The organism is Chryseobacterium sp. KMC2, assembly GCF_016756935.1.
In the GTDB taxonomy this organism is placed as follows: Bacteria; Bacteroidota; Bacteroidia; order Flavobacteriales; family Weeksellaceae; genus Chryseobacterium; species Chryseobacterium rhizosphaerae.
Genome location: NZ_JAESIT010000005.1, coordinates 64504 through 85023 on the forward strand (window position 1 = coordinate 64504; position 20520 = coordinate 85023).

The window sequence follows — 20520 nt, forward strand, 5'->3', positions numbered from 1 at the left end:
TTTTATGGGATACCTCAAAAAAGAATTTTAGCTTTGTTGAAGCAATATGAACGACCATTATCTTAAAAAACTAGATCGGGTAACCGCTATTCTCACCCAGCTTCAGTCTAAACCTATTGTCAGGGCACAGGATCTGGCAATGAAATTTGATGTCAGCATCAGAACAATTTACCGTGACGTAAAGACGCTGGAAAATGCAGGTATTCCTATTATAGGAGAGGCCGGAAACGGATATTCCCTGATGGACGGTTACAAGCTTCCGCCTGTGATGTTTACCAAAGAAGAGGTGCTGAGCTTTATTACTGCAGAGAAACTCATGCAGAAATTTTCTCATCAGAGCTTAGGAAACCACTATCAGAAAGCGATGGAGAAAGTACGTTCAGTACTGAGGCATTCGGATAAGAGCTTGATTCAGAATATTGAAAAACAGATTGATGTTTTTAATTTTCATGCCCACCCGGAAGATTCTCTTAAAAATGTTATTCCTATTATTTTAGAAAGTATTGCAGAGAAAACTCAGCTCGTTATAGAGTATAAAACGGTGGATTCTACGGTGAGTAAAAGAACAATTGAAACTGTTGGAGTCTTCTTTGAATTCAATTTCTGGTATATCATGGCATTCTGTACCTTGAGAAAAGATTTCAGGCAGTTTAGGGTAGATAGGATTTTGCAGATCTCCAAAACAGAAACTCCTTTTTTACAGGAGTACGGGCAGGTGAATGATTACCGTAAAAGATCGAATGTAAATAAATCTATTGCAAAACTATTAGTAGATAGAAAAATAATGTCTCATCTGGTCAATTCAAAAAAATATTATGGACTGATTAATGAAGTGGAAACTGACAACGGTGTGGAGCTGACTTTTGAAACAGAATGGATCAATGATGGTTTCCCCCGATGGTTAATTACTTTTGCCGATTACGCTACTGTTTTAGAACCTGAAAGTCTTCGGATAAGGCTCAATGAGTTGCTGATAAAAATGACGGAAAGACATCAATAAACCTCAACATGACTGCTGAGGTTTAATATAGGCAAAAAGATGAAATGGTTATAAAATGAAATTGAGAATGTTATTAAAAATAAAATAACCTTCCTGGTGTATTAAAATCTCTCCCAGAAGAAAGGTGGTTCAATTCCCAAAGCTCTCAGGTAAACGTATCCCTGTCCACGGTGGTGAATTTCATTGTCCACAAAATAAAGAACATTCTCATATACCGGGAATTCATACTGTCCGAATAAATTGAAAGTTTCCTGGAAACGCTCTTCTGAAATCTGACCAAAATAGTGATTGATTACTTCTGTTTCTTCATCCCATTTCTTTAAGATATCTTCTTTAGTTTTTGGAATAAAGCCCTCCTCATTATAAGCTTCCGTATTTTTTTCAACAATTCCTTTTAAAGCAACTCCGCCAATACTGATCAGCTCTACTGCCAGTTTTGCGAAAGGTCTCATACCCCCTATTGAAAATTCAAATAATTCTTTTTCAGGAAAGGCTTCAATAACTCTTCTTGTAAGATTTCTATGCCCTTGCCAGTGCTTTAATAATTGTTCAGTTGTCATAAATTGTTTTGTGGCTGTTGCTGTAGTTGTCATAATTGTATGGTTTTTGTTTGTTATTGTTGAAACAAAGGTAAGACCGGGTTATGACAACAGTTTGTCAGTAGGATTTTTTGATCCTGAAAAATATTTTATTCCTTTGTTAAAATATCTTGACCTACTTTTCCGTTAAAGGAAAAGTATAGTAATAAAAAAAGAAATTGATCATTAGAATTATGAAGAAGTATATTTTGCCAGTTATTACTGTTCTTTCATTAGTTTCATGTAATAAAATTGAAGAAAAAATAGACCAGACCGTCCAAAAAACAACGGAAACGGTACAGCAAAAAGCCCAGCAGGCAGTAGAGGAAACAGTCAAAAAAACAGTCAGCGAATCTATCAACTCATTCACAAACTCTCAGGATGTTAAGTTCAGTGAAGTTTTTCCGAATGCCGGAGCCGGTATAGTTTCAGAAGAAAAAGGAAAGAAGTTCAAATTTCCCAATGGTACTGAAGGCTATATTTTTAAATATAAAGCAGATATCGCTGCCTTATTACCTCTTTTGGAAGGGCAGCCTACAAGGGATGAAAGTAAGTCAGATAAAACAGCCCGCAAAATTGATGGACAAAGCCTTATTGATAAAATAAGTTTTATTTCGAAATTTCTTCCTGAAAATACCTTTGATACAGGTTTTTTAGAAGATATTAAGAATGACAAAAGTATAGAATATTATAAGTTAAAAAGATTCCCAAACAGTAGTACTATTATCTACAACCCAAAAAATCAGACCATAATACAATATGTAGAGGTAAATAAATAATTTGGATTGGCCGGCTTTTGCCGGCCATTTTTATGGTCATTGAGAGCCATAGCTGATGCAATTTTAATCTATTTAAATTGATTATCAAAAAAAGAATAAAATTATGTTTATTTGTAATTTTAGTTAATTATTTTTCATATAGAATAGGAAATTGTTACTGTATTTCTTTTTTAGATTATTAATAAGCAATTTTATACTTTTTAAATTATTTCTCGTTTTTGTAAATTAGTAATGTTTTATTGATTATTGAATATAATTCTTATTATTTATTTTGTTTTTATGTTTAGTATTTAATTTTTTTATAAATTTATTTAATTATTAATACTTGACATGAAAAAGAAAATCTTTAAAAAGAAAATCTATGCATTAGTTTTAAGCGGAGCCGGTACTATGGCATATGCTCAGGAAACTGTAAAAGAAAACAATATAGATGAAGTTGTGGTTACTACGGGGAGAACTAAGCCCAGAACCATAATTACCTCTGCAATTCCTATTGATAATATTTCAGCTGTACAGCTAAAATCTACAGGGCAGGTTACCTTTGATAAAGCTTTGACGTATGCTGTACCCTCTTTTAATTCATCACAGCAAACCGTTTCTGATGCAACAGCTCATTTTGATCCTGCAGATTTAAGAGGATTAGGACCTTCCAGAACATTAGTTTTGGTGAATGGGAAAAGAAAAAATCAAAGTGCTTTAATTTATGTAAATGATACACCGGGAAAAGGTGAGGTAGGTACGGATCTGAAAAGTATTCCATCTGCCGCTTTACAGAATGTAGAGGTATTGAGAGATGGAGCATCTGCACAATATGGTTCTGATGCTATTGCAGGAGTAATTAATATTATTCTTAAGAACAGTGTTGGAAAAAGTACAGTCAATCTTTTTTCAGGTATTACTTCAAAGGGAGACGGCTTTAATATCGGAGCAGATTTTAATACAGGAATCCGAGTTGCAAAAAATGGAAGTTTGAACCTTACATTGGGGTATTCTTCCCAAAATAAAACTAACCGTGCAGGATCTACTACAAAAGATGAACTTTTTGGGGTAGAGAATGCCTGGACTCAAGCCAATCCGGGATTAGGAATGACTATAGGACAGCCAGAGACAAAAGTTGCCAATATGTTTGTAAATTTTGAATTGCCAACAGGTGAAACGGGCAAATTCTATGCTTTTGGAGGGACAACTTACAGGAATGGGACAAGCTATGGTTTGTATAGAACGCCCTATTGGGTAACTTCAGATTTTGGTTTATTAACTCCAAAAGGACAGCCTTATAATGGATTTCAACCAGAATTTAAAACAGATGTTTATGATTATAACTTAACCTCCGGGTGGAAAGGCATGTTTGGAAAATGGAGTTTTGATGGGAGTGCAACCTTTGGCTCTAATGCAGTAGATTATGTTGTAGGAAATACCATTAATACATCTTTGGGTGCCAATTCACCAACCCGTTTTAAAGCAGGTGGTCATCAGTTTAGTAATATTATAGGAAACATAGATATCAACCGAAATTTTGGAACGTTTGTTTTAGGAGCTGGTGTTGAAGTACGCAATGAAAACTATCAGGCAAAGGCAGGAGAGGAAGCATCCTATATAGGAACTGGTGCAGAATCATTTCCAGGGCTGCAGCCTCAGAATGAAGTCAATAAAAATCGTCAGAATATTGGCGCTTATGTGAATGCTGAATGGGATATTACAAAAAACTTATTACTTGGAGGAACTGTGAGGTATGAAAACTTTAGTGATTTTGGAAATAACGTTTCCTGGAAAGGAAATGCAAGGTATAAGCTGTTAGATGATAAATTAGTTTTCCGTGGGTCTGTTTCTACAGGATTCCGTGCGCCTTCATTACACCAAATTTATTATTCTAATGTTCAAACCAAAATTACAGGGAATACTGTAGCTAATCAGGGTACTTTTAATAATGACTCTCAAATTGTAAGATCAGATCTTGGGGTACCAAAATTAAATGCTGAAAAAGCCTTTAACATTACTGGAGGATTTGCCGTAAAACCTTTTAAAAACCTTACTGTTACAGCAGATTATTATAGAATAAAAATTAAAGACAGAGTACTTTTCTCAGGAGATATTGGTTACAAAACCGGGGCTCCTGGTAATCCGGATACAACAAACCCTGTAGAAGTAATATTAGACAATAATAAAATAACCTCCTTGAAGTTTTTCACCAATGCTGTAAATACAGTTACTCAGGGAGTAGATTTTGTAGCTAATTACTATACTTCCGCCATTGGTAAAGGAAGATTGGGAATTATTGCTGCTTTCAATTATAACGAAACTAAAATAGTAGATAATATTGCAGTTCCACCTATTTTGGCTGAAAATGGGTACTCAGAAAACTTTTTTGATAGAAAAGAACAATCCAGAATTATCTCTGCAAGGCCAAAAACAAAAACTATTCTTAGTCTTTCGTATGACATTTCAAAGTTTAATTTTAACCTTAATAATACTTATTTTGGTTCTGTTACATGGCAGCATGCTACTGATCCTGCCAAAGATCAGACATTTTCAGGTAAGGTAGTTACAGACATAGTTTTAACATATAAAATCACTCAGGATCTTAAAATTTCCGGAGTCGTAAATAATTTATTTAATATTTATCCGGACGTAATAGATAGCAAAGGAGATATAGTAACAGATCTTGGAGGAAGGTTCAAATATCCTTGGGAGGTTAATCAGTTTGGATTTAACGGAACAACTTTTCAGCTCAATGTTAATTATACTTTTTAATCTATAAATAAAGGAATTGGAATTTGCTTTGTCTTGCTTAGCAAAGGACAAGCAATCTCAAAACATATAAAACCACGTATGCAAATATTAACTGACATTAGCTCCTAATGTCAGTTAATTATTTTTTCAGATAGAATAGGGATTTATTACTACGTTTTACTTTTCAAATTGTACAAAAAAAAGTATTTTAGTAGTATGAAAATTTATACCAAAACAGGAGATAAAGGCCAGACGGCACTTTATGGCGGAACAAGAGTTTCCAAAGCCAGTGCAAGGGTAGACAGTTATGGAAATATAGACGAATTGAATTCATTTATCGGAATTTCAAAAAGTCATATTGAAGATGAAGAAGTATTAAGACAACTGAAAAAAATACAGTTTGATTTGTTTACCGTAGGCTCGGAAGCCGCTACACCAGTAGATAAACTCATGTTGGCTAATGGAAAATCCCGCCTTCCCATCATTATTTCAGAAACAGAAATAGAAGAACTGGAACAATGGATGGATGCTTTCGATGAAAAACTGGAACCGCTTCAGTATTTTATCCTTCCCGGTGGAGGAAAATCAGCTACTTTTTTGCATGCTGCAAGAACTATCTGCAGAAGAGCAGAACGGTCATTGGTATTTTTGAATGAATCGGAAGAAGTACGTCCTGAATTAATTAAGTATTTAAACAGACTATCCGATTACCTTTTTGTATTGGCAAGGTATGTTTCAAAACTGAACAACGAACCGGAAGAATACTGGAACCCGAATGAGAGATAAAGTATTGCTTTTCATCAACGGAGATGCTCCGAAATCTTTACCCAATCCTGAAAATTATGGTTTAATTGCCTGCACAGACGGGGCTTTTCACTATCTTAAAAGAATGGGCTTCCCTCTGGACAAGCTGGATTTTATTTCCGGTGATTTTGATTCGCATTCCGGATCAGATGAAGATATGTATCAGGAGAAATTTATACTTACACTGGATCAGGATAAAACAGATTTTCATAAGGCTTTGGAAATCATTATAGAAAAAGGTTTCTCTGATATAGATGTTTTTGGCGGAAGCGGAGGAGAACAGGATCATTTTCTTGGAAACCTTAGCGTTGCCTATACATTTAAGGACCGTATGAGCCTCAGGTTCTATGATGAGTTTTCAGAATATTATTTTATTCCTAAAAATGTTACACTGAAAGGGGTGAAGAATAAGATGATTTCTCTGTATCCTTTTCCGTCAGCGGATAATATAACAACTAAAGGGCTGAACTGGCCTTTAACAAAGGGGAATTTAAGCATTACTACAAGAATAGGGACCCGGAATTTTGCCGTTGAAGAGGAAGTTTCAGTGGAATATGAATCAGGGGATCTGCTTATTTTTGTAGGGATTAATGAAATAGAATATCCCTCAATATATTAAAAATAATCTTTTACCGATAACTGATAACTATTAATGGAAACGGGCTTTGGCCCGTTTAACCGTAAATGACCATTCCAAAACTTTGGAATTTTAAGTTAAAAAAAAATTGTAACTTTTGTGGTGAAACAAAAGAAGTATTGAATAAGTTTATCAAAATATCACTGGTCAGTCTTTCATTATGCTGTATTTTCTCCTGTAAAACACAGCATAATGAAGCACCGGAGTATGGAAAAAATGAAACAGAGAAAGCGATCAGGATCAAAAAGGTGATTAACTTCCGAACGGTAGGAAATATTAAAAACACGGAAGGGCGTACCTTAAAACAAGGCTTCTTTTACAGAAGCGGGCATCTTCATAAGCTTAAAAAAAGTTCTTTTGACGAAATCCAAAATCTGGGAATAAAAGAAATTATTGACCTTAGAAATTCAAAAGAAATTGCCCAGAAACCGGATCATCTTCCATCAGAAATTAAGTACAAGAATTATTCGGCCTTTGAAGATCAGGGTGATCAGCTGGATCAGGCTAAAAAACTGGTGCTAAAAGGAAAAGTAAATGGTGCTGATGCAGATAAAAGGATGATAGATTTCTACCGGGAGTATGTCACAGAAAATCCGGAAACCATAAAGACCATTATTACCGAGATTCTGGAATCCAATGAACCTGTTCTCTACCACTGTACTGCCGGGAAAGACAGAACGGGGATTACTACAGCTCTGATCTTAACGATCTTGAAGTTTGATAAAGAGACTATTTATAATGAGTACCTTTTATCCAATAATTTTAGAAAAGATCTTGTGCAGAAAAGACTGAGACTGGCCAATAGTCTTCATTTTATGTATCCAAAGATGGATGTGCAGGTTTTAGAAAAGCTGAGCTGGGTCGAAAAAAGGTATCTGGATGCAGCTTTTGGGGAGATCAATAAAAAGTATGGCTCTATGGATGCCTATATTCAGCAGGCCCTGGGAATTTCTGAAAGTAAAAGGAACGAATATATTCAAAAGTTTACGTATTGATTATCAGAGAGAAAAATATTTATGGGGTAAGATCATCTTATTATAGAAAATTATAATAAATTTAACACCCAAAAATCAAACTTTTTTAGCAATTTTGCATTTCTTAATTCACTTGTTTAGAAATGAAAATAAAGTACTCGGAACTTATTGATCAGACATTATATTTTCCTACAGAGGAGTTTAATGTTTCTGAGAACAATTTGTTGTTCCATGATGTCCCATTGATGGACGTTGTAGAACAATTTGGCACTCCGCTAAAGATTAGCTATCTGCCGAGAATTTCTCAAAATATCCAGAAAGCCAAGAGCTGGTTTAAAGAAGCTTTTGAAAAAACCGGATATAAAAAGAATTACACCTACTGTTACTGTACAAAATCCAGTCATTTTAATTTTGTATTGGAAGAAGCTCTTAAAAATGAAATTTCTATAGAGACTTCTTCTGCTTATGACATGGATATTGTAAAAGCTCTTTATGAAAAAGAGAAAGTAGATAAAAATATTGAAGTGATCTGTAATGGATTCAAAACCGATGATTATCTGACGAAGATTTCAGATATGATCAATAATGGTTTTGAAAATATTACTCCGATTCTGGATAACTACCGGGAGTTGGATAAACTTACGGAAAGTATAGATTCTACTTTTAATATAGGGATCAGAATAGCTTCGGAAGAAGAACCGAAGTTTGAATTTTATACTTCGAGATTAGGAATCGGATATAAAGATATCATTCCTTACTACAGTCAGAAAATAGCTGAACACCCGAATGCAAGATTGAAAATGCTTCACTTCTTCATTAATACGGGGATTAAAGATACTTCATACTACTGGAACGAATTGTATAAATGTCTTCGTGTATATGCACGTTTGAAGAAGATTGCTCCTGAAGTGGATTCCCTGAATATCGGAGGTGGTTTTCCTATTAAAACTTCTTTGAATTTTGATTATGATTACCAGTATATGGTAGAGGAAATTGTTTCTCAAATCAAAAAATTCTGTGAAGAAGAAGGAGTAGAAGAACCTAATATTTATACTGAATTCGGAAGCTTTACAGTTGGAGAAAGTGGAGCGAATCTTTATAAAATTATTTCCCAGAAACGTCAGAACGACAGAGAAAAGTGGAATATGATTGACTCTTCTTTCATGACTACACTTCCTGATACCTGGGCAATTTCAAGACACTTTATTATGCTTCCGCTTAACCGTTGGGAAGATTCTTACGAAAGAGTATTCTTAGGAGGGCTGACGTGTGATTCAGATGATTATTACAACTCTGAACAGCATACCAATGCGATTTACCTGCCGGTTTTCAGTGATATAAAACCTTTATACATTGGATTCTTCCATACCGGAGCTTATCAAGAGACTATCGGAGGTTACGGTGGAGTACACCACTGCCTTATGCCTCAGCCGAGACACGTCCTGATTCAGAAAGATGAGAACGGTGAGCTGCAGTATGAAATTTTCCGTGAAAAACAGGAACCTGAAGATGTATTGAAACTTCTTGGTTATAAATAGTTTTACGATCAATAGGCTTTAGCCAAAACTTATACAAAACAAAAGCTCTCAAATTTTTGAGAGCTTTTTATTTTAAAAATATTTTGAAATTTTATCCAGTTCCAATTCTTCATAATCCGAAACTACAGTATCTGCTAATGTATAATCCTGATTTTTTGAATGTGGACTTCTGTAAGCAGCACAGAAGATTTTAGCCCGATGTGCCGCCAGTATTCCGTTGGTAGAATCTTCAATCACCATACAGTTTTCTACCGGTTCACCTGCCATTTCTCCGGCCAATAGAAAAACTTCAGGATGAGGTTTTGATTCTTTTAAATCTGCACCACTGATTTTCCCGCTGAAGTATTTTTCAAGTCCGAATTTATCAAAAACCATATTGATAGTCGTCATGGTTGCAGAAGAAGCCAATATCAGCTTTATACCGCTTTCATGATAATGCTCAATCAGTTTTCTTACTCCCGGAATTAAATCAAATTCATCATCGTTATAGAAATAATCCTTAAAATGAGATCTTTTGATCGCTGAAATAGCTTCATGCGTCTGGTTAAGATGATATTTCTGAATTAATGCTTCACAAACTCTTTTGGTAGAAGCTCCGGTAAAAGAAGTATATAAATCTTCGGAGACCAGAATTTCCAATTCATCAAAGGTTTTGAAATAAGCTTTTCTATGCAATGGTTCTGTATCTACAATAACTCCATCCATATCGAAAAGAACAGCTTTTAAAGACATATTCTAAGTTTTTCACAAAAATAGGAATTTGAGTTGAAAGAGGAAAGCTGAATAAGGCTGGAAGTCTGAAGAGGGAAGCTGGAAGTTATTGTAGCGTAAGTTTTACTGTAACTTTGATAAATGAATTGAAAAAAATTAATAAAATGGAATTCAATTTATTTTCTTGACCTTTATGACTTCCCACTTCCAGCCTCCAGCTTCCTGGCAAATATTTATGGCTCAGATTAACGGATAATTATCATTTACAAACTCTCCCAGCTCTTACTCTCCAACTCGTAAACTCTTCGTATCTTTGCCATCAATTACAACATTAAAATTTTTAAATAAAGCATGAGAACATACGCAGGAATTCCCGAAGAAAACGCAACGTTAGAGAATTCGAAAGTAATGTTGGTAACGGTTCCTTATGATGGAACTTCAACATGGGGAAAAGGAGCTGATAAAGGCCCTGAATTATTCTTAGACGCTTCTGAAAATATGGAGCTTTATGATATTGAAACAGGTACTGAACCTTACCTTGAAGGAGTATATTTGGCTGGAGAAGTTTCTGAGAATTCTAGTCCTGAAGCCATGACTGAAGCGGTTTACCAAAAAACAAAAGAGCTTTTGCAAAATGAAGGAAAAGTATTTACCCTTTTCGGTGGAGAACACTCTGTGTCTATTGGATCTATCCGTGCAGTAGGGGAGAAATATGAAAATTTAACTGTTCTTCAGTTGGATGCTCATACAGATTTACGTCCTGAATTCCATGGATCAACATCTAACCATGCTTGTGCTGTTTTTGAAGCTAACCAGAAACATAACCTAGTTCAAGTGGGAATCCGTTCTATGGATGCTGAGGAAGCTGAATACCTGCCTGAAGGAAGAGTATTCTTTGCTCATGAAATTGCCAACAATGAAAACTGGATCAATGATGTATTGGAAAAAGTATCAGGAAATGTGTATATCACTATTGACTTAGACGCTTTTGACCCTTCAATCGCGCCGTCAACAGGAACTCCTGAACCAGGTGGATTACAGTGGTATCCAACATTGGAATTATTAAGAAAAGTATTTGAAAAATGTAACGTAGTGGCCTTTGATATTGTAGAATTAATGGATTCTCCAATGGCCAAACCAACAGCTTTCTTGGCAGCTAAGTTATATTACAAGATGCTTGCTTATAACAATATTTATAACAACAACTAAATTCCGCAAGAATCGGATTTTTTCTGCCGTATATTCTTAGGAAATTTGTGAGGTAAAACAGAATAAAAATGTCCACACAAAATCAAATAGATTATAACAGAATTGCCAAAGCGATAGAATATATCCAGAGCAATTTCAGGCTTCAGCCAAGTTTGGAGGAAGTGGCAGAGAATATTCACTTGAGTCCGGCTCATTTTCAGAAGATCTTTACAGATTGGGCAGGAACAAGTCCGAAGAAATTTTTGCAGTTCATCAGTCTTGAACATGCTAAAAATTTATTGAAGGAAGAAAAGGCAAGTTTATTTGACACCGCATATGAAACAGGGCTTTCCAGTACCAGCAGACTTCATGATCTGTTTGTAAAAATAGAGGGAATGTCTCCTGCAGAGTATAAGAACGGAGGAAAAAGTCTTGTCATTAATTATAGCTTTTCAGAAAGCCCATTTGGAAATATAGGGGTTGCTTCCACAGAAAAGGGAATCTGCTATATGGCTTTTGAAAACGATAAAGAATCAGCATTAGGGAATTTGAAACATAAATTTCCTAATGCTTCTTTTTTTGAAAAGCAAGATGCACTTCAGAAGAATGCATTGTCCATATTCGATAAAGACTGGACAAAACTCAATACCATCAAACTTCACTTAAAAGGAACTGATTTTCAGCTTAAAGTTTGGGAAAGTTTATTGACTATTCCGATGGGGAAGCTATCTACGTACGGTACTTTGGCAGAAAAAATAGGAAACCCAAAAGCTTCCAGAGCGGTAGGAACTGCCATAGGAAGTAATCCGGTAGCATTTCTTATTCCTTGTCATCGTGTTATTCAGTCTACCGGACACCTTGGTGGGTACCGATGGGGCAGTGAGAGAAAACAGATGATTGTGGGCTGGGAAAGCTCACAGCTTTACTCCTAAGTGTTTTAGCCACCATAACCTATTTACAAAAACATTACGTAATTTGTATTAACAAAAACAGAAATTAATGCTCAGCCTGTTCGACGAAACACCAAATTATCCTTTAAGCCTTCTTCCGTATGACGGAACGGTTCATTATTATGGAAAGGTCTTTTCAAAAGAAGAATCTGATGTGTATTATGATTATCTGTTCAATCAGATTCCCTGGGAACACGATGAAGCGATGATCTTCGGCAAACTGATTCTTACCAAACGAAAAGTGGCCTGGTTTGGGGAAAAAGCTTTTGAATATACCTATTCAAAGAGAACAAAATATGCAAAATACTGGACCCCTGAGCTGCTGGAATTAAAAAAGAAGTGTGAAGAAGTGACAGGTGAAACGTACAATTCATGCCTGCTTAATTTATACCATGACGGAAGTGAGGGAATGGCTTATCACAGTGATGGGGAAACCGACCTTAAGAAACATGGTGCTATTGCTTCTCTTACCTTTGGAGCGGAGAGAAAGTTTTTATTTAAACATAAAACAACAAAAGAAAAAGTAGAAATCTTCCTTGAACAGGGAAGTCTAGTGGTTATGAAAGGAACAACTCAGGATCACTGGCTTCACAGGCTTCCCCCAAGTACAAAAGTAAAAACCCCCAGGGTGAATCTTACCTTCAGAACCATTGAAGATTAAAAGAAATCACACCTATTGATCAGATGCGTAATATCAGTTCAATCTGCAGGTGATAAAAAATAAAAGCTGTTCATCAGAACAGCTTTTTCTCTTTATTTTAAAATCTCAGCTTCAATAGAGCTGTCATCATAAATTTTGATTAATGCTTTAGTATAATCTTCTTTAGTAGCAAAATTAGGATTATCCAGGAACTTCTGTGGATTAACAGCAAAAAGAGGAAACCAGGTACTGCTGATCTGGATCTGGATTTTATGTCCTTTTTTGAAAGTGTGAACAACATCCTGAAGTCTGAAGTTGACCGCTGTTTTCTGATTCGGAACTAAAGCTTCTCCTTTTTCTCTTGTATTTCTGAATCTTGCCGGCATAATTTCACTTCTTACCATCTGATGATAGTTTCCATAGATTACCCCGTCTTTCTTCTCTGCAGGTTTGAAATCTTCAGGATATACATCAATCAGTTTTACGGCAAAATCAGCATCTGTGGAAGTAGAGGCAATACTAAGCTTAGCCATAATTTCCCCGGCAAAAGTAATATCATCTGTCAGTACATCAGTGGTGAACGTCAATACATCAGGTCTTCCTTCTGCAAATCTCTGATCTTCCGACATATAATTTTTAGGCGTAAAGCCATTAAAATCTTTTAAGTGATCGGAACTTAAAACCGGGTTTTCGGGATCACTGTAATATTCTGAATATCCTGAGCCGGAAGTTTTCTTTAAGGTTTTGTCTGATAAATAGAAATTAACCTTCTGTGCATTTTTAGGAGGATAGGAAGCAAATTCTTTCCATTCTTTGGCTCCGGTATCATACATTAAAGCTTCAGGAAGTCCTGCATCTTGTTTTGTATTTCCTTTCAGGTAGTGATTGAAGAATTTAGTTTCAATATTTTTCTGATAATACGTCGCAATGCTGTCTCCGAAATAAGTTTCACTGTGGAAATGTTTTCCCTGTTCCTGAGACCAACCCCCATGAGAGAAAGGTCCCATTACAATAGTGTTTTTCGCTTTTGGACTTGTTTTTTCAATCGTTTTGTAAATATTCAAAGGACCGGAAAGGTCTTCTGCATCAAACCATCCTCCTACGGTCATCACGGCATGATTGATGTTTTTCAGGTGAGGAAGAAGGTTTCTTTTCTGCCAGAATTCATCATAGTTGGTATGGTTCATAATTTCTGTCATGAAGAAATTATTTTTGTAATATTTTTCATAAGCATCTTTTAGGGTACCAAGGTCTCTGTAGAACTTGAGGCCATCTTCAGAAGTTTGCTTAATGAATGAATCCATATACCAGGCTTGTTTTTCAGGTTGTGTTTTCTGAACCCCAAAAACAGGGAATGTTCTGAAATAGCCTAGCATAAATCTTCCGTTATGAAGGAAATCGTCGTTCCAGAAATCCGAGATCGGAGCCTGAGGAGAAGAGGCAACCAAAGCAGGATGCTGTGCTAATGTACCTACAGCAGTATAAAACCCCGGATAAGAAGTTCCAAACTGTCCCGCTTTACCATTATTATCTTTAACGTTTTTCAAAAGCCATTCTATTGTATCATACGTATCGGTACTTTCATCCACATCTTTTTTTGTTTTACGTTCTACCTGAGGAGTCATATTGGTAAAAGTACCTTCACTCATATATCTTCCGCGGACATCCTGATAGACGAAGATATATTTATCTTTCATCAGATAAGTATTAGGGCCTACCTTTGTTTTATATTCATTTTCTCCATAAGGAGCAATGCTGTAGCAGGTTCTCTGCATCAGAAAAGGATATTTGTTTTTAGTTGAAATATCTTTCGGAATGTATACTGCTGTGAAAAGCTTCACCCCGTCACGCATAGGAATATAAAATTCTTTCTTGGTGAAATTATCTTTAACGAAATTGTCTTTCTGCTCTGTTTTTTGAGCTTTTCCAAGAAGGAAAAAAAGAATACATAAAACTGAAATATGGAGTTTCATAAAAAAAATTTACGGCTAATTTAAAAATAAAAATACGTTTATTACTAAATCTTCTTTTAAAAGGTTTTTATCATAAACATTTACGTGAATAAGCATGAGAGGATATTTTTAAACCACCTTGTCAAATTTTCAATTGGCCACCCCTCCAGAGGAAGGGATTCTCAGGTCTTCAATTGTAATATTATTCAAGATTACAATTCTGTATGTTCATAAAAATAGCCGGAAAGAACCGGCCATGATCAAAATGATATATAAAAATATAGTCTTGCTTTATTTCCTTTTTTTACCGGCAAATTTATTAAGTTTCATACTCAGCGAAAACATAATGTACCGTTTCAGGATCAGATCTTCACGATCTTCAAAATAAGAATCTGTGATGGTTCTCCTTACACTTTGATTCTGATTTAAGACATCATAAATTTTCACTTTTGCTGTCAGCTGTTTTTTGAAAAAAGAATAGCCCAGACTGGTATTCCAGAAATAAAAATCCTTTTTGAATCCGGGAGCGATATTGGAGTTGGTATTGTATTCAAAATCATTTCCGAAAACCAGCCTGCTCTGGAAAAGATAGTTGGTAAGTTCCAGTTTTAATGACTGATTGGTGGTATTGACTCTGTCGATATTGTAATTGGAGTATTTTGATATATTATATCCGATCCTGTATGAGGGTTTAATGCTAAACTTTTCCTTGATCTCAAAGCTGAGGTTAAGTCCAGGATTAAAACTGTATGAGTTGCTTTTGAAAGCCTGTCCGTTGATAAAACCATTATTGTAATTGTAATTCAAACTGAACCTTGGGGTGATGGTAAGTTTCTTGTCCTGCCACTTAAAAATCTTAGTTAAACCTGTACCCACCGTAAAATTTTTATTTCCACTTATATTATCATATGTGACAATCTGCTTTCCGGCGTCATCATATTTAGTATAATTAATAACATCATTATTTCTGTAGATAAAGCCTACGTTGATATAATAGTTGAAATTTTTGATAATATTAAATCTGTTAAAAGAAACATTGCTGTTTGTCATCCAGGTGTTCTTTAAATCGGGATTTCCTGTATAGGTAACCAGCGGGTCTGATTCATCCTTATAAGGAGTCAGCTGTCCTGCCCCGGGAATATTGAAGCTGGAAGAATTGGATACGGTAAGTCTGGTACGCTCAGAAAAAACATACTGAAAACTCATAGTATATCTGGGAAGGACAAAGTTTTTCTGAAGATCATACTGCTGTCCTTTGAAAACAGAACTTACCGTCATTTCCGAAATGTCAAGATTGGCAACGCTCCAGAGATTAAACTTCTTTTTGAAAAGAGAAAAAGAAAGTTCAGGTGATAGCTGGTTGATGGTTTGGTTCATACTGTTGGAAAGAACAGTATTGTATTTGGAATATTGTCCTGTAACAGGATCAAAATCATTGAAATCTCTGGAATTCCGGGATACTTTTGAACTGTATTCCAGCTGAAGGCTTACAATTGCTGAATCTGAGATAGGTTCTGTATATCCCGCACTGAAGCTATAATTATTATTTTGGGTCTTATTCTTCTGCAGCTGGTCACGGTTATCTGTGGTTGTGCCGGTTTGGTTATAAAATGTATTTTGTGACTGGTTGATATTATTATCGTTGGACTCAGAAATACTGGTGTTGATGGTAGCGGAAATTGACCTTCCTTTTTTCTTTAAGTTTTTCGAAAAATAAATATTCGGGCTAAACGTATTGCTTTCTCCATTGGTACTGCTGGAGGATGTACTTTCATTAAGCCGTTTATCATCTCTTAACGTTGAAGACTGTGATCTGTTGAAACTGAAGTTTTCCGATTTTGAAAAAGATGGAGATATATAAATATTGGTTAGAGAATCCAGTTTTATTCGGGCTGAGCTGTCAAAATTATACTGTCTGGTTTCATTGTCACCATTGCTTTCAGAGTTGGTTTTGAGTGTATAGCCGGGAAGAAGGGTTGTTCTTGAAACTTTAGACCGGGTTTCCAGGGTAGAATTGGAGTATTTTACACTGAGGTTATCAAGATCTGCGTCTCTCCCCAATTTGTCATTGTAGTTAAGACCAATAGTGGTAGATCTTTGGATTCCATTGCCTCCGGTTTGGGTCCCGGCACCTCTGATGCGCCCCATATTATCAAAAACATCATCAGCAGAAACACTTTTAGAATTGATATTGTTGGAAGAAGCCAAAATACTGATTTTAGTGTCTCCTTTAAAATAACTTAGAAGCCCGCTACCTTCATATCGTTTATCAGAACCATAGCCCAGGGTAAGTCTTGAAAGAAATCCTTTATTCTTCTTTTCATCAATATTAAAATTGATCGTGGTATTCTGAGATTTGGGAGGCTTTCCGCTAAGTTCTTCTTCTTTTGTTTTTGTTGTCGTAAACTGAATATTTTTAATAATATCTGCCGGAAGATTTTGTAAAGCCATTTTACCATCTTTATCAAAAAATGGTTTGCCATTGACCATAACCTGATCTACATCTTTTCCATTCACTGTAATTTTATCATCATTACCGACTTCCACTCCGGGGATCTGTTTTAAAAGCTCCAGAATTTTGCTGTCGGGGCGTACTTTGATTGCTGATGCATTAAATTCTACGGTGTCATTTTTTATTTTTACAGGAGAGACCGTAATTTTGACCTCATCAATATTGATTACGGCTTTTTTCTCAAGCTGAATATCACCCAACGATAAAGACTGGTCAATTTTTTCAAATCGCTTAGAATAAGATAGGTTTTCAGCATCAATTCTCAGAATAGATGGTTCTTTGAGCTCATCCATTTTTAGTGAAAATTTTCCCTCCTTATTGGTAGCAGTATAATTGACAATAGATGAATCTTTTGTCTTCAGCAGATATACCGTTAGATTTTCTACAGGTTTCTTTCCCAGATCCGATACTTTTCCGTCAATATGCAGTTTTTGGGCATGTACAATCACAATATTGCATACAAAGAGCAATAGCAGTAAGACTTTCTTCATTTAGTTTTTCAAAGACGTAAAAATAGAAAAACATCCCAATATAGGGATGTTTCTCAGTATATTTCTGAAATTAATTTTTGTAAAATTAATTAAGCTCTCAAATATCTTGAATAAGCATATCCTTCCTGACCGTCAGCAGTTTTCACTTTCCACCAGTCATCAGAAGTCTGCTCAATTAAAGTTACTGAAGAACCTTTTGCCGCTTTTCCTACAACAGCAGCTTCCGTAGAAGGCTCTTGTCTGATATTCAGGTTAGAATCTTCTGTTGCGATCGTTAAAGAAGCACCTGCAGCAAGACCTGCTACCTGTACATCAATATTGATATCTGAAGAAGAATATGTAGAATCAATAGCACCTAAAGCATTCCATACTGCATCTTTTGCAGCAGTGTTTGAAGCATTTCCGGAAACATAAAGAATTCCGTCCTGCTCCTGAACCTGAAGGTTTGAAATTCCTGCAGACTGAGCTGCTGAAACTACACTTGAATATTTATCTTGTAATTCGCTCATCTTAAATTATTTTACAGTTAGGTTATTGTTATATTTTCCAATTTTCAGAGCATCTACAGATTCTTTGATCTTTCTAGCCTGTAAACCTGAAACATTTCCTGTAAGGGTAAGTTGTCCGTTTACAACTTCTACTTTTACAGTTGGGAAATCTTTTACAGCATCCTGAACTTTTTTCTGAACAGCAGGATCTACAGCAGAAGTTGTTTCAACAGGTGCCGCTGCAGGCGCAGGTGCTGCTATAGTAGACATATCCATTACGTCTTTTACTCCACTGATCGCTTTTAATTGTGTGATCATTGCATCCTTAGACTGCTGATCTGCAAAAGTTCCGCTTAAGTGAGCTACGCCTTCTTTTACTTCAACAGAAGCATTGGGATTAGAAGTTACTACAGTTGTAGCCTGAGTCTGAAGATCGGCATCAGATACTTTCTTTTTACAAGAAACTGCTCCGAAAGATACAGCTACAGCTAATGCAGCCATTGCGATAGTTTTTTTCATATTGTATATTTATTAATGTTGTTATACAATCAAATGTAATAATAAAATTTGTACCAAAAGAATAAAAAATCAATAAATGTTTCTTAAATTTTTTACAATATTTTATAAACCAGGGATTTAATTTTTAAGTGTTATGCATCTTTTCTAAGGTCTTTCCGATCTTTTTTGTTTAGGATTATTAAACAAAATGTTCAATAAAGAATTTCCACTTCATTGGAGAAAACATGTAAACAGCCCTCTTGTTTGTTACAGAATGTTTTACTGTTCAACTATTGTAAGTGAATTATAGGCCCCACTTCCTGAAGTATCAAACTGGCTGACTGTTCCATCAAATGCTACTGTAATCCAGATAAAAGGTCTTAATTTGTCTCCTTTATTTAAATACACACTTACTGTACAAGCTGAGCCTACAGGTACTGCATTAGGACTTCCTCCTGTATCAGAAGCATATCCATTATTTGTTTTTACTCTTTGGGTAATAGTACCCGCTGAGTTTCTAACTTCCCAAATTGCCTCTGTTTGATTATTGGCTCCAGTATTCACCTGGCTGGATTGTAATGCGAACGTAAAAGTCGCAAAGTATACACCGTCACGTGGTGCTATGAATTCACCGGTAGCCGGGTTAAAATTTGCAGTCGGAACACCCGAATCAGAGTCTAATTTCTCAGCCCAGTTAGTTAAGTATGAAGATCTTCTTTGAACCACCCCGGATTTAGTTCCTATTTCCGAAGGTACTGCACTTTCAAATACGTATGTATCCTGAGTAATCTTACTTGCCATTACGATGATACGAGGTTTTCCTTTTGGGAAAAAACTAACCCAGGAAGAACCGTCGGAAAATTCTAAATAGCCTTTTACCCCAATAGCAGGACTTGCAACATATCGTAAGGTACCTGCACCTGCTTCGGCAGCTGTTTTCGTAGTATTCCCGATAGCCACAGACCCATTGGTGCCGCCACGCAGATCCATAGCTACCTTCGGATTAGCTACCAGCACACCCATTCTTCCGGAAGGGTCAACCACAATATTACCCGCATTTGTTTTAATTTCTACAGGATTTGTCGGATTGGGTACTCCAATTCCTATTTGAGCATTTATATAGCTTACTTTAAGTGATACAATAAGTAAAGTACTAATACATCTTTTTATTTTATTTTTTGATACCATCATTAAGTGTTTTTATAATTCGCTAATGCTTAAATTATTTAATTTGCTGTCATTTAGTGTGTTTCGCGCGCTGCCAATATTATGCCTTACGCTAAACTTTATAGTATCATCTTTCTTGAGATTGAAAATAGCATTACAATTTCCACTTATATAATTGCTTACTGCACCAGCCTGAAAAGCGGGATAAGAATTTATTGTTTTAAATACCGGAATATTATTAGAGCTTTGGCTGCTTTCTATGGCCGTTTCTATAAATGTATTTTTAGGGATATTTCCATTAGATAATGTGATGCTGAAAGAAACCAAATAAAAACCATCGCGTGGAGCTTTGAAAACTCCGCTGGAAGGATCGAAATCCCCACCGGTGCCAGCACCTAAATCAACTGTTTCTACCCAACCGGTAATGACCGTTGATGCAGCACTCGGAATGCTTTGGGCAGAGCTTTTATTAGCGTTTACAAGGGCCTTGGTAGGGGGAGTAAGTGGTAATGCTATCCATTGTTCACCATCAGAATACTCTAAAAATCCACCGGAATTGTAACGTATGGCACCTCCACCTGCGGTAGTAGAACTTTGGGTATTACTGCCCAAACCGATAATTCTTTCGTTACTTGAAGATCGAAGATCAACTTTAGTAACCGGATTTAAAAGGCCAACACCTAACTGACCGGTTGATGTAACGACGATGTCGTTAGATATTTTTGTTGCATCGGGTGTGGAACCATCATCTTTTCCTGCGTCAATGTGTAAAGGCTGTGCAGGATTCGGGATAAAAAACCCTACCTGTGCAGTAGTTTTTATGATAGAAAAAACTAAAATACAAGTGAATAATTTAATTATATTGATTTTCATATTCTATATC

The 20520-nt window shown here is 35.8% G+C and carries 18 protein-coding genes; 10 read left to right on the top strand and 8 right to left on the bottom strand.

Annotation, left to right across the window (positions count from 1 at the left end):
* The first annotated feature begins 46 nt into the window (after window positions 1-46).
* A complete protein-coding gene (locus JML65_RS07405) occupies window positions 47-1000 on the top strand; it encodes a helix-turn-helix transcriptional regulator (RefSeq protein ID WP_202270409.1) in 954 nt (317 codons plus the stop codon).
* 101 nt (window positions 1001-1101) lie between these two features.
* Here the strand turns inward: JML65_RS07405 and JML65_RS07410 are convergent, their stop codons facing one another.
* Window positions 1102-1593, bottom strand: coding sequence for a DinB family protein (locus JML65_RS07410; RefSeq protein WP_047488466.1), 492 nt, complete (start codon window positions 1591-1593; stop codon window positions 1102-1104).
* Between the two features lie 179 nt (window positions 1594-1772).
* Between JML65_RS07410 and JML65_RS07415 the strand changes: the two genes are divergently transcribed.
* From JML65_RS07415 to JML65_RS07440, 6 genes are all read left to right on the top strand, one after another.
* Window positions 1773-2357 carry a hypothetical protein gene (locus JML65_RS07415; RefSeq protein ID WP_084085175.1) on the top strand — a complete coding sequence of 195 codons (585 nt, stop codon included), beginning with the start codon at window positions 1773-1775 and terminating at the stop codon, window positions 2355-2357.
* Window positions 2358-2687: 330 nt separating this feature from the next.
* On the top strand, window positions 2688-5108 hold the full coding sequence (locus JML65_RS07420; RefSeq protein ID WP_202270410.1) for a TonB-dependent receptor plug domain-containing protein: 2421 nt from the start codon (window positions 2688-2690) through the stop codon (window positions 5106-5108).
* Window positions 5109-5303: 195 nt separating this feature from the next.
* Complete coding sequence (locus JML65_RS07425; protein WP_047488474.1) at window positions 5304-5873, top strand: cob(I)yrinic acid a,c-diamide adenosyltransferase; 570 nt, start codon at window positions 5304-5306, stop codon at window positions 5871-5873.
* On the top strand, window positions 5863-6510 hold the full coding sequence (locus JML65_RS07430) for a thiamine diphosphokinase (protein ID WP_115918789.1): 648 nt from the start codon (window positions 5863-5865) through the stop codon (window positions 6508-6510). Before JML65_RS07425 ends, JML65_RS07430 begins: the two co-directional genes overlap by 11 nt.
* Before the next feature lie 137 nt (window positions 6511-6647).
* Window positions 6648-7523: a tyrosine-protein phosphatase gene (locus JML65_RS07435; protein ID WP_202270411.1), complete on the top strand. Its 876-nt coding sequence runs from the start codon at window positions 6648-6650 to the stop codon at window positions 7521-7523.
* 122 nt (window positions 7524-7645) lie between these two features.
* Window positions 7646-9040 (top strand): decarboxylase, encoded by a 1395-nt coding sequence (locus JML65_RS07440; RefSeq protein ID WP_047488479.1) that lies wholly within the window; start codon window positions 7646-7648, stop codon window positions 9038-9040.
* Window positions 9041-9112: 72 nt separating this feature from the next.
* On the opposite strand, the gene JML65_RS07445 is transcribed toward JML65_RS07440, so the two are convergent.
* The gene (locus JML65_RS07445) at window positions 9113-9772 is read right to left on the bottom strand and encodes an HAD family hydrolase (RefSeq protein WP_202270412.1); all 660 of its coding nucleotides are present in this window, start codon (window positions 9770-9772) and stop codon (window positions 9113-9115) included.
* 330 nt (window positions 9773-10102) lie between these two features.
* Between JML65_RS07445 and speB the strand changes: the two genes are divergently transcribed.
* From speB to JML65_RS07460, 3 genes are all read left to right on the top strand, one after another.
* The gene (gene speB, locus JML65_RS07450) at window positions 10103-10960 is read left to right on the top strand and encodes an agmatinase (protein ID WP_047492008.1); all 858 of its coding nucleotides are present in this window, start codon (window positions 10103-10105) and stop codon (window positions 10958-10960) included.
* 68 nt (window positions 10961-11028) lie between these two features.
* A complete protein-coding gene (locus JML65_RS07455; protein ID WP_047492011.1) occupies window positions 11029-11871 on the top strand; it encodes a bifunctional helix-turn-helix domain-containing protein/methylated-DNA--[protein]-cysteine S-methyltransferase in 843 nt (280 codons plus the stop codon).
* A 67-nt stretch (window positions 11872-11938) separates the two neighbouring features.
* Complete coding sequence (locus JML65_RS07460) at window positions 11939-12550, top strand: alpha-ketoglutarate-dependent dioxygenase AlkB family protein (RefSeq protein WP_202270413.1); 612 nt, start codon at window positions 11939-11941, stop codon at window positions 12548-12550.
* Window positions 12551-12642: 92 nt separating this feature from the next.
* Here the strand turns inward: JML65_RS07460 and JML65_RS07465 are convergent, their stop codons facing one another.
* From JML65_RS07465 to JML65_RS07490, 6 genes are all read right to left on the bottom strand, one after another.
* Window positions 12643-14502 carry a CocE/NonD family hydrolase gene (locus JML65_RS07465; protein ID WP_202270414.1) on the bottom strand — a complete coding sequence of 620 codons (1860 nt, stop codon included), beginning with the start codon at window positions 14500-14502 and terminating at the stop codon, window positions 12643-12645.
* Window positions 14503-14772: 270 nt separating this feature from the next.
* Window positions 14773-17484, bottom strand: a complete 2712-nt coding sequence (locus tag JML65_RS07470; RefSeq protein WP_202270415.1) for an outer membrane beta-barrel protein — start codon at window positions 17482-17484, stop codon at window positions 14773-14775.
* A gap of 89 nt (window positions 17485-17573) precedes the next feature.
* Window positions 17574-17993 carry an SH3 domain-containing protein gene (locus JML65_RS07475; protein WP_047492023.1) on the bottom strand — a complete coding sequence of 140 codons (420 nt, stop codon included), beginning with the start codon at window positions 17991-17993 and terminating at the stop codon, window positions 17574-17576.
* 6 nt (window positions 17994-17999) lie between these two features.
* Window positions 18000-18491: a BON domain-containing protein gene (locus JML65_RS07480; RefSeq protein WP_047492027.1), complete on the bottom strand. Its 492-nt coding sequence runs from the start codon at window positions 18489-18491 to the stop codon at window positions 18000-18002.
* 258 nt (window positions 18492-18749) lie between these two features.
* Window positions 18750-19661, bottom strand: coding sequence for a hypothetical protein (locus JML65_RS07485; RefSeq protein ID WP_115918780.1), 912 nt, complete (start codon window positions 19659-19661; stop codon window positions 18750-18752).
* A gap of 9 nt (window positions 19662-19670) precedes the next feature.
* Complete coding sequence (locus tag JML65_RS07490; protein WP_202270416.1) at window positions 19671-20510, bottom strand: hypothetical protein; 840 nt, start codon at window positions 20508-20510, stop codon at window positions 19671-19673.
* Window positions 20511-20520: the final 10 nt, after the last annotated feature.